Genomic DNA, 985 nt, shown 5'->3' with positions numbered 1-985 from the left:
CCTCAGCCGGCTGCCCGGCCCGACCTCCGCACCCTCACCCAGATGCGTCGACCCCTGCAACTGCGTCCCCGGATGCACCACGACATCCCGCTCGAACGTCACCGTCACATCGACCCACGTCGTCGCCGGATCCACCACCGTCACCCCGGACAACATCGCGGCCGTCAACAGCCGGTCGTTGAGAACCCGCCGCGCCTCCGCCAACTGCACCCGGTTGTTGATCCCCGCGACCTCCCGGTGATCACCAGCCACACACGCACCCACCCGGTGACCCGCCTCACGCAGAATCCCGAGCACATCGGTGAGGTACTCCTCACCCTGACTGTTGTCCGTCCGGACCTTCCCCAACGCGTCCGCCAGCAACCGCCCGTCGAACGCGAACACCCCGGAGTTGATCTCCCGGACCGCCCGCTGCGCCTCGGTCGCGTCCTTGTGCTCCACGATCGCGGTCACGGCACCGGTGGCGTCGTCCCGCACGATCCGGCCGTACCCGGTCGCGTCCGGCACCTCGGCGGTGAGCACGGTGACGGCGTTGCCGTCGTCCTGGTGGGTGGCGGCGAGCCGCTGCAGCGTCTCACCGGTGAGGAGGGGAGTGTCCCCGCAGACGACGATCACGGTCCCGTCGACGGACCCGCCGAGCTCCTCCAGCCCCATGCGGACCGCGTGCCCGGTGCCGTTCTGCTCCTCCTGCACCGCCGTACGGGCCTCGGGGTCGGCCTCGGCCAGGTGCGCGGCGACCTGCTCCCGCGCGTGCCCGACGACGACGACGAGCTGCTCCGGCTTCAACTCACGGGCGGCGGCGAGCACATGGCCCACCAGGGAACGGCCACAGATCTCATGCAGAACCTTCGGTGTGGCCGACTTCATACGGGTGCCCTCACCCGCTGCGAGAACGACGACGGCTGCCGGGCGGATGGCGCTCACGGGATGCCCTTCGGCTGTGGATGGGTGGGGGTGGACATCCGCAGGATACCGGGGCGGCAGG

Annotated in this window: 1 protein-coding gene; it reads right to left on the bottom strand. The window is 70.6% G+C overall.

The window, feature by feature from the left end; all coding sequences use genetic code 11:
* Nucleotides 1–924, bottom strand: a 924-nt coding sequence (locus C1I97_RS37860) for an NTP transferase domain-containing protein (RefSeq protein ID WP_181447108.1), incomplete at its 3' end; no start/stop codon positions are given.
* Nucleotides 925–985 lie beyond the last annotated feature (61 nt).

Origin of the sequence: Streptomyces sp. NTH33 (assembly GCF_003236365.1) — a bacterium.
Lineage (GTDB): Bacteria > Actinomycetota > Actinomycetes > Streptomycetales > Streptomycetaceae > Streptomyces.
Note: the sequence above shows the minus strand (reverse complement) of the source record. Positions and strands in the feature narration are given on the sequence as shown.